Origin of the sequence: Streptomyces sp. 5-10 (genome assembly GCF_014712245.1) — a bacterium.
GTDB classification, from domain to species: Bacteria; Actinomycetota; Actinomycetes; order Streptomycetales; family Streptomycetaceae; genus Streptomyces; species Streptomyces violaceusniger.
Genome location: NZ_JACVYG010000122.1, coordinates 1 through 8,649, shown reverse-complemented (window position 1 = coordinate 8,649; position 8,649 = coordinate 1). Strand labels below are relative to the sequence as shown.

The window sequence follows — 8,649 nt, the reverse complement described above, 5'->3', positions numbered from 1 at the left end:
CCCGGGCCAACCGGGGAGCCGGGCATCGGGGCCAACCGGGGAACTGGGGAACCCAGGGGGGATCAGGGTCAACCCGGGCCAACCGGGGAGCCGGGCATCGGGGCCAACCGGGGAACCCGGCCAACCAGGGAACCGGGCCCCCGGGCCAACCGGGGAACCGGGGAACCCCAGGGGGACCGGGGCCAACCCGCGTCAACCCGGGCCAACCGGGGAGCCGGGGATCAGGTCAACCCGGCGCCAACCGGGGAACCGGGGATCAGGGGCCAACCGGGGAGCCGGGGGTCAGGGGGCAACCCGGGAACCGAGGAACCCGGGAACACAGGGTCAACCGGACACACCGGACTCAGCAGGGACGCTTCCGCAGCTCCATCACATAGTCATGCGGCGCCCCCGCCGACTCCGCCGCGTCCGCGATCTCGCCCAGGTAGCGGGCCGAGGGCAGCCCGCCCTCGTAGCCGTTGAGGACGTAGAGCCAGGCCGCCTCGTCGCCGTCCAGCGTGTGGACGCGGATCCGCATCCGGCGGTAGATGTCGAGGCCGACGCCCTCCCAGCGGTCCATGGAGTCCTCGTCCATGGGGGCGATGTCGTAGAGGGCGACGAAGACCTGGGAGCGCGGGGCCTCCACGATCGTGGGGAGGGCGCCCTCCCAGCCCATCTGCTCGCCGCCGAAGGTGAGGCGCCAGCCGTTCAGCCAGCCCGTTCCGCGCAGCGGGGAGTGTGGTGCGCGGCGGGACATCAGCCGCGCGTCGAGGTTGCCGGCGTACGCGGCGTAGAGCGACATGGGTCTGAGGGTACGGGAGAGGGGTGGAACGGCCCTCGGGGTGGGAGGTTTGGCGGGAGGTTCGGAGAGAGGTTTCGTACGGCGGTCGCCCCCGCGAAACCCCCCGGGCTGAAGGCATTCGAACCGGTGCGGGACAATGGAGCATGTGACTCGGATCGTGATCATTGGTGGCGGACCCGGCGGCTATGAGGCGGCGCTGGTCGCCGCGCAGCTCGGCGCGGAGGTGACCGTCGTCGACTGCGACGGTCTGGGCGGGGCGTCGGTGCTCACCGACTGTGTGCCGTCGAAGACGTTGATCGCCACCGCCGAGGTGATGACGACCTTCGACTCCTCCTACGAGGAGCTGGGGATCATCGTCGCCGACGACACCCCGCCGCTGGAGCAGGCGGCCCGGGTGGTCGGCGTGGATCTGGGCAAGGTGAACCGCCGGGTGAAGCGGCTCGCGCTCGCCCAGTCGCACGACATCACGGCCTCGGTCACCCGGGCCGGCGGCCGGGTCATGCGGGGCCGCGCGCGGGTGGAGCCGCAGCAGTCGCTGGACGGCGCGCGGCGGGTGATCGTGCGGGCCGCGGACGGCAGCGAGCAGTCGCTGGTGGCGGACGCGGTGCTGGTGGCGACGGGCGCCCACCCCAGGGAGATCCCGGACGCGAAGCCGGACGGCGAGCGGATCCTGAACTGGACGCAGGTGTACGACCTGGACGAGCTCCCCAAGGAGCTGATCGTGGTCGGCTCCGGTGTCACGGGCGCGGAGTTCGCGGGTGCCTACCAGGCGCTGGGGTCGAAGGTCACGCTGGTCTCCAGCCGGGACCGGGTGCTGCCGGGCGAGGACCCGGACGCGGCGGCGGTGCTGGAGGACGTCTTCCGGCGCCGGGGGATGAACGTGATGTCCCGCTCCCGGGCGCAGGCCGCCAAGCGGGTGGGGGAGCGGGTGGAGGTCACGCTCTCGGACGGGCGGGTCATCTCCGGCACCCACTGTCTGATGGCGGTCGGCTCGATCCCGAACACGGCGGACATCGGCCTGGAGGAGGCCGGGGTCAAGCTGGCGGAGTCGGGCCACATCCTGACCGACAAGGTGTCCCGGACCAGCGCGCCGGGCATCTACGCGGCCGGTGACTGCACCGGGGTGCTGGCGTTGGCGTCGGTGGCGGCGATGCAGGGCCGGATCGCGATGTACCACTTCCTCGGGGACGCGGTGGCCCCGCTGAACCTGAAGACGGTCTCGGCGAACGTCTTCACCGACCCCGAGATCGCCACGGTCGGCTACTCGCAGGCGGACGTGGACGGCGGGAAGATCGACGCCCGGGTGGTGAAGCTGCCGCTGCTGCGCAATCCGCGGGCGAAGATGCAGGGCATCCGGGACGGCTTCGTCAAGATCTTCTGCCGCCCGGGCACCGGCATCGTGGTCGGCGGTGTGGTGGTCGCGCCGCGCGCGAGCGAGCTGATCCACCCCATATCGCTGGCGGTGGACAACAATCTGACGGTGGAGCAGATCGCCAACGCCTTCACGGTCTACCCCTCGCTGTCCGGTTCGATCGCCGAGGTGGCCCGGCAGTTGCACACCCGGAAGACTCAGGAAGAGTCATAGGTCCGGTCCTTATAGCACTTCGTACCCTCACAGATGTACAACTTCTGCTAATTGGTGCAAGCTGCTGAAAACAGACGGTCGTTGGCGTTACTGTCAGTTTCGTGTTCGCTGCAGAACGTCGCCAATTGATCCTTGAAATGGTGCGGGCGAACGGAGCGGTGTCGCTCCGGGAGCTCGCCCGCGTCGTCCAGACCTCCGAAGTGACCGTACGGCGTGATGTGCGGGCGCTGGAGGCAGAAGGACTGCTCGACCGCCGGCACGGCGGTGCGGTGCTGCCGGGCGGATTCACCAGGGAGTCCGGCTTCCCGCAGAAATCCCATCTAGCGACCGCGGAGAAGACGGCCATCGCCGATCTCGCGGCCGGTTTCGTCGAGGAGGGCGAGGCCGTCGTCGTCGGCGCCGGAACCACCACCCAGGAGCTGGCCCGCCGGCTCGCCCGGGTTCCGGGGCTGACCGTGGTCACCAATTCCCTGCTGGTCGCACAGGCGTTGGCGCATGCCAACCGGGTCGAGGTCGTGATGACCGGCGGCACCCTGCGCGGCTCCAACTACGCCCTGGTCGGCAGCGGCGCCGAGCAGTCCCTCCAGGGGCTGCGGGTCTCGCGCGCCTTCCTGTCCGGCAGCGGGCTGACCGCCGAGCGCGGCCTGTCCACCTCCAACATGCTCTCGGCCAGCGTCGACCGGGCGCTGGTCCAGGCGGCGGCGGAGGTGGTCGTGCTCGCCGACCATACGAAGCTGGGCACCGACACCATGTTCCAGACGGTGCCCACCGATGTGATCACCCGGCTGGTGACCGATGAGCCGCCCGCCCATGACGACCGTGCCCTGACCGAGCTCCAGGCCCTCGCGGACCAGGGCGTTCAGATCGCCGTGGCCGGGCCGGGCGCGGGGTCCGGCCCGGCCGGGGGCGGCGAGGGCGGCGGTTCGGCGGGGCGGCAGTCGGGGCGGCTGGGCCCGTCCCAGGGCCGTGGCGGCGGCGAGGAGGGCCTGCCGCTGCCGGGGCCGCGCCGTAACCACCCCCACCCCCCGGGCGGACCCGGCTCCGCCCAGCTGCGCACCGCGGTGCCGCTGGCGGAGCAGCAGCCGGGGCGGGTGGCGGACCTGGCGCCGCGCCGTCGCTAGGGGTGTCGGACGGGTCGTGGCCCGCCGGACACTCTGGAGCGAGTGATCGCCAACGGGTGTCAGCGGGCCTTGAGGCCCGTGAAGGCCAGCGCCAGCAGTCGGTCGGCCAACTCCGGGTCGTCCGGCGACTGCTCCACGGCCAGTGCGATCGCGTTCGTGAGCTGCATCAGATCGGCGATGACCACATCGGACCGTACGGCACCGCTCTGCTGGGCGCGGGCGAGCAGTTCGCTGCCCGCCTCGCGCAGCGGCAGACCGCAGCCGCGGGACAGCTCCGAGGTCTCGTCGCCCGAGCACGCCATCAGGGCCTGGGACAGCCCGCGGTAGGTGCTCGCGTGGTCCACGATGGCGCGCAGCCAGTCGATCAGCGCCTGACACGGCCGCGGCGCCTGGGCCAGCTCCCGCGACCGCTCCAGCAGGGCGCATATCTCGCCCTGGAAGACCGCGCCCATCAGCGCGGTGCGGTTGGGGAAGTGGCGATAGAGCGTGCCGATGCCGACACCCGCGCGGCGTGCGATGTCCTCCAGCGAAGCGTCGGTACCGTGCTGGGTGAAGGCCGTGCGCGCCTCCGCCAGCAGCCGCTCGTAGTTGCGGCGCGCGTCGGCGCGCATGGGGCGCGGTGGCGTCTGCGCCGTGGCTGTCTCGATCGCCATCGCGGTCCTCCCTGCCGTGCCTGCCCGTGAGTCAAGCATGCCATTTCGTGACCGGAGGCACGCCCTGGCCAGGCAACGCGGGCACCGGATGCGGCATCAAACAGGGTGAGGGCGCCGTGCGTCGCGGTGCGCCGGAGTGGAAGAACAATGGGACTGACCAGTCGATCACTCGAGTATGTGATGATCGCCCTCGCCGTCGCGTGCGTGGGGCTGACGCTCTGGCTGTGGCCGCGCTTCGCGGGCCGGGGCGTACGGGCCTGGGCGGGCCGGCTGGCCGCCCTCGCCGTGACCCAGTGCGCGATCGTGGCCGCCCTGGCCCTCGCGGTGAACAGCACCTTCCAGTTCTACGGGTCCTGGGGCGAACTGCTGGGCGAGGGCGATGCGGCACCGGCGGCCCTGTCCCATGTACAGGGCGGCGCCGCGGGGCCGGTCGGGGAGGCGGGCGGTCTGGTGCGGCCCGCCCCGCCGCAGGGGCTGAACACGGTGCACGGACTGCCGAGCGGGCCGCCCGACACGGCGGGCAAGGTCGAGTCGGTGCGGATCCTGGGCCGCCGCAGCCAGGTGGCCAACCCGGCGTACGTCTATCTGCCGCCGCAGTACTTCCAGCGCCAGTACGCCCGGCAGCGCTTCCCCGTGATCGTGGCGATCAGCGGCTACCCCGGCGGATCCTTCCTGCTGGCCCAGCATCTGCGGCTGCCCCAGACCGCGGGCGGGCTGATCCGCACCGGGGCGCTGCAGCCGGCCGTCATCGTGATGGTGCGGCCCACCATCGCCCCGCCCCGCGACACCGAGTGTGTGGACGTCCCCGGCGGCCCCCAGGCCGAGACCTACTTCGCCCAGGATCTGCCGGAGGCGCTGCGGGCGCACTACCGGGTCGGCCATGACCCCAGCGCCTGGGGTGTGCTGGGCTATTCGTCCGGCGGCACCTGCGCCCTTCAGCTGACCCTGCGTCATCCCCGCGTCTACAGCACGGCCGCGGCCCTGTCGCCCGACTACCGCGTGGTCAACGACCCCACCACCGGCGACCTCTTCGGCCGGGGACCGGCGGGCGAGCGCAGGAAGCGGGAGCACGATGTGCTGTGGCGGCTGCGCCATCTGCCCCAGCCGCAGGTGTCGGTGCTGGTGGCCTCCAGCCGCCGGGGCGAGCCCAACTACGGCGCCACCCGCGAGTTCCTGGCGGCGGCCCGGCCGCCGATGAGCGCGCAGTCGATCATCCTGGACCGGGGCAGCCACAACTTCCGCACCTGGCGCCGCGAACTGCCCACGGCCCTGCGGTGGATGAACGGCCAGTTGACGTTCCCCCAGGACGTGGTGCACGGCCGCTGAGCCGGCCGGACCGTACGCGCCTCTTCGACTACGGCTCGCGGCACCAGACGGCGCAGTCGCTCGCCATCGCGCTGCGCGGCGCGGACGGCCACCAGAACCCCTACTACTCCGTCGTCATGAAGGGCGAGAAGCAGCGGTTCAGCTGGAACGAGGCCGACGTGCCGAACTGGAGCACCGAGAAGCCGTACGACTTCCGACCGGACCAGCCCGGCGGTGACCCGGGCCGGCCGAGGCGCTCGGCCGGGGTCACCGCCGCGCCGGCGGCCCGTGCGGAGAGCGGACGGCTCGCGGTCGCCCGGCGCCGAGCGGCATCACGTGGTCCGCGCCGGCTCCGGGGCGTGCGCGGCGGAGGAGGAGCGGAATGCCCTGCGGTAGGCGGAGGGGGTGGTGTCCAGGGCTTCCCGCATGCGCTGCCGGAGGTTTGTACCGCTTCCCAGACCGGCCCTGGCGGCGATGTCGTCCACGGACAGCTCGGTCGACTCCAGCAGGTGGCGCGCGTGCCTCAGGCGGGCGGAGGTGAGCCACGCGGCGGGGGAGAGCCCGGTCTCCTGCCGGAACCGCCTGGTGAACGTCCGTACGCTCATGTGGCAGTGCGCCGCCAGGTCCTTGAGGGACAGCCGCCGGTCCAGGTGTTCCGTCATCAGCGCCCGCGCCCCGGCCGTCGACGCCTCCGCGTCCTCCCGGACCGGGTGCTCGATGTATTGCGCCTGCCCGCCGTCCCGCATGGGTGCGACGACGTTGTACCGCGCCACCCGGTTCGCCACGGAGCTGCCGTGGTCCTCCCGGACCAGGTGCAGGCACAGGTCGATGGCCGCCGCGCCGCCGGCCGAGGTCAGGATCCCGCGATCGGCGACGTACAGCGGGTGGATGTCGAGGTCGACCGTGGGGAAGAGCCGCCGGAACTGCTGGGCGTAGCGCCAGTGGGTCGCGGCCCGGCCGCCCTCCAGCAGGCCGGCGGCGGCGAGGACGAACGAGCCGGTGCACAGGGACACCAGCCGGGCGCGCTGCCGGGCCGCACGCAACGCCTCCGCGACACGGGGGTCCACCGTGCCGTTCTCGACCACGTCCGGGCAGCGGGTTCCCGCGACGATCACCGTGTCGGCGTGCTCCAGCAGGGACAGGTCGCCCTGGGGCGTGATGCCGTACCCGCTCACCGTCGGCACCGGGGAGCCGTCCGGGGTGAGGGTGCGTACGTCGTAGGCCGCGTGTCCGGCGCGGGTTTCGACCGCGGCCAGCATCTGGGCCGGGATGCTGAGGTCGAAGGGCACCACCGGCGCGAGGGCGAGAACGGCCACCTGGTGAGGTGTCGCAACGGTCATGGCCCAATAGTTGCATATAGTGGCCCTCGGGCCACTTCCGCGCCGCTCGTGACCGGCAGAGACTCAGGTCAGTTCCGCACACCAGGGCCGGGCAGCACCCGGTCCACCGCCCGGAAGGTGGTAATCAGCCATGCCTGTCCCCGCCGTCGATCCCGAGGTCCAGACCCTGCTCGACACCGCCGACACCGGCGTCTTCCCCGTCTACGGCCTGGACGAAGTCCTCGCCGACCCCCAGCGCTACGCACCCCTGCGCACACGCCCCGGCACCCCCGTCGACGACCAGGTCACGGTGCGGGACCTGGACATACCCGGACCCGGAGGACAACTGCGGCTGCGCGTCTACCGGCCCGACACCCCCGAAGACCTGCCGATGATCCTCTACGTGCACGGCGGCGCCTTCACCTATGGATCCCCCGAGGCCGAGGAGGGGCGCTCGCTGCGCTACGCCCGCGACGTCCGGGCCGTCGTCGTCTCCGTCGACTACCGCCTCGCCCCCGAACACCCCTACCCGGCCGCGGCCGACGACGCCTACGCCGCCCTGACCTGGATCGCCGCCAACCCGGCCGAACTCGGCGGCGACCCCGCACGCATCGCGGTGGCCGGCGGCAGCGCCGGCGGGAACATCGCCGCCTCCACCGCGCTGCGCGCCCGCGACCAGGCAGGCCCGCGCCTGCTCTTCCAGTCGCTGACCTACCCGAGCGTGGACGGCAGCCTGACCACCACCTCGGCGCGGGAGTTCACCGACACCCCGGTCCTCAACCGAGGCGCTCTGGAACTGGCCGTGCGGTACTACGCGAAGGACGGCCACGCCGACCCGTACGCCTTCCCGAGCCGCGCCGCCGACCTCAGCGGACTGCCGCCCACCTATATCGCCGTGGCGGAGATCGACCCGCTCCGCGACGAGGGCCTTGACTATGCCGCACGCCTGTCCGCCGCCGGCGTCACCACCGAACTGGTCCAGGTACCCGGCGCCGTCCACGGCTTCGACCTCCTGTTCCCCCAGGCCCGCATCAGCGAACGCAACCTCGCCGACCAGGTACGCGCCCTGCGTGAGGCCCTCCACCGCTGACGGGCCCGGACCCGCGACGGAAGCTCATGGGGCACCTGTCATGGGGTGCGTGTCATGGATACCTGCCCGCGATTCCCCGGCGGGCCCGTACCGAGCAGGACACCGACCGCCGGGCGCCGCCGCCACGCTCACCGGGCCGGTGCCGAGGGCGCCGTTTCCCACCGCGTCCAGGCGTTCGGCCTGCGCGGATCCCGCTGCGCGGCCCCGCCGGGACCCGGCGGCGACACCACTTCACCGGCTCACCGGTCGCCCCTCGCCCGCACCCGCGTCGCACCCTTCGCAGCACTCCGCCCCGCCGGATGAGGTCCAGCGGGGCGGATTCACCAACCGGGTCCGGAGGTGACCGGCCGGGCCCGCCGTGGCGGGTGGCCGGTGGAGCGGGTGGCCGGTGGGGCGCGGGTCAGTCCTTGATCTCGCAGATGACCGCGCCCGAGGTGAGGGACGCGCCGACCTCGGCGGCCAGGCCCTTGATGGTGCCCGCGCGGTGAGCGTTGATGGGCTGCTCCATCTTCATGGCCTCCAGGACCACGACGAGGTCGCCCTCGGCCACCGTGTCCCCCTCGGCCACGGCCACCTTGACGATGGTGCCCTGCATCGGGGAGGCCAGGGCGTCACCGGAGGCGGCTGAGCCCGACTTCTTGACCGCCTTGCGCTTCGGCTTCTTCGAGCCGCCCGCGGGGGCGGTGGCCACGCCCAGGGAGGCGGGCAGCGAGACCTCGAGCCGCTTGCCGCCGACCTCGACCACGACCGTCTCGCGGCCGGTGGGCTCCTCGGCCTCGTCCGCCCCGGTCGGGG

8 protein-coding genes are annotated in these 8,649 nt (G+C 72.7%); 4 read left to right on the top strand and 4 right to left on the bottom strand.

All coding sequences use genetic code 11. The features are described 5' to 3' along the window. Nucleotides 1-343: 343 nt before the first annotated feature. Nucleotides 344-781: a gamma-glutamylcyclotransferase family protein gene (locus tag IEJ02_RS47175; protein ID WP_020870716.1), complete on the bottom strand. Its 438-nt coding sequence runs from the start codon at nucleotides 779-781 to the stop codon at nucleotides 344-346. Nucleotides 782-917: 136 nt separating this feature from the next. Here IEJ02_RS47175 and IEJ02_RS47170 point away from each other — a divergent pair, with 136 nt between their 5' ends. Continuing rightward, a complete protein-coding gene (locus tag IEJ02_RS47170; RefSeq protein WP_191070414.1) occupies nucleotides 918-2,366 on the top strand; it encodes an NAD(P)H-quinone dehydrogenase in 1,449 nt (482 codons plus the stop codon). A 137-nt stretch (nucleotides 2,367-2,503) separates the two neighbouring features. Then, on the top strand, nucleotides 2,504-3,487 hold the full coding sequence (locus IEJ02_RS47165) for a DeoR/GlpR family DNA-binding transcription regulator (RefSeq protein WP_370467271.1): 984 nt from the start codon (nucleotides 2,504-2,506) through the stop codon (nucleotides 3,485-3,487). 59 nt (nucleotides 3,488-3,546) lie between these two features. Here IEJ02_RS47165 and IEJ02_RS47160 read toward each other — a convergent pair whose 3' ends face one another. Next, the gene (locus IEJ02_RS47160; protein ID WP_191070412.1) at nucleotides 3,547-4,140 is read right to left on the bottom strand and encodes a TetR/AcrR family transcriptional regulator; all 594 of its coding nucleotides are present in this window, start codon (nucleotides 4,138-4,140) and stop codon (nucleotides 3,547-3,549) included. A 147-nt stretch (nucleotides 4,141-4,287) separates the two neighbouring features. Between IEJ02_RS47160 and IEJ02_RS47155 the strand changes: the two genes are divergently transcribed. Beyond that, nucleotides 4,288-5,466 (top strand): alpha/beta hydrolase, encoded by a 1,179-nt coding sequence (locus IEJ02_RS47155; protein ID WP_191070411.1) that lies wholly within the window; start codon nucleotides 4,288-4,290, stop codon nucleotides 5,464-5,466. A 311-nt stretch (nucleotides 5,467-5,777) separates the two neighbouring features. Here IEJ02_RS47155 and IEJ02_RS47150 read toward each other — a convergent pair whose 3' ends face one another. Next, nucleotides 5,778-6,785 carry a GlxA family transcriptional regulator gene (locus IEJ02_RS47150; RefSeq protein WP_191070410.1) on the bottom strand — a complete coding sequence of 336 codons (1,008 nt, stop codon included), beginning with the start codon at nucleotides 6,783-6,785 and terminating at the stop codon, nucleotides 5,778-5,780. Between the two features lie 130 nt (nucleotides 6,786-6,915). Between IEJ02_RS47150 and IEJ02_RS47145 the strand changes: the two genes are divergently transcribed. Continuing rightward, entirely contained in the window at nucleotides 6,916-7,854 is a 939-nt protein-coding gene (locus IEJ02_RS47145; protein ID WP_191070409.1) for an alpha/beta hydrolase, read from the top strand. Nucleotides 7,855-8,254: 400 nt separating this feature from the next. On the opposite strand, the gene IEJ02_RS47140 is transcribed toward IEJ02_RS47145, so the two are convergent. Beyond that, nucleotides 8,255-8,649 (bottom strand): biotin/lipoyl-containing protein (locus IEJ02_RS47140; protein ID WP_191070408.1); only part of this gene is annotated, 395 nt, incomplete at its 5' end.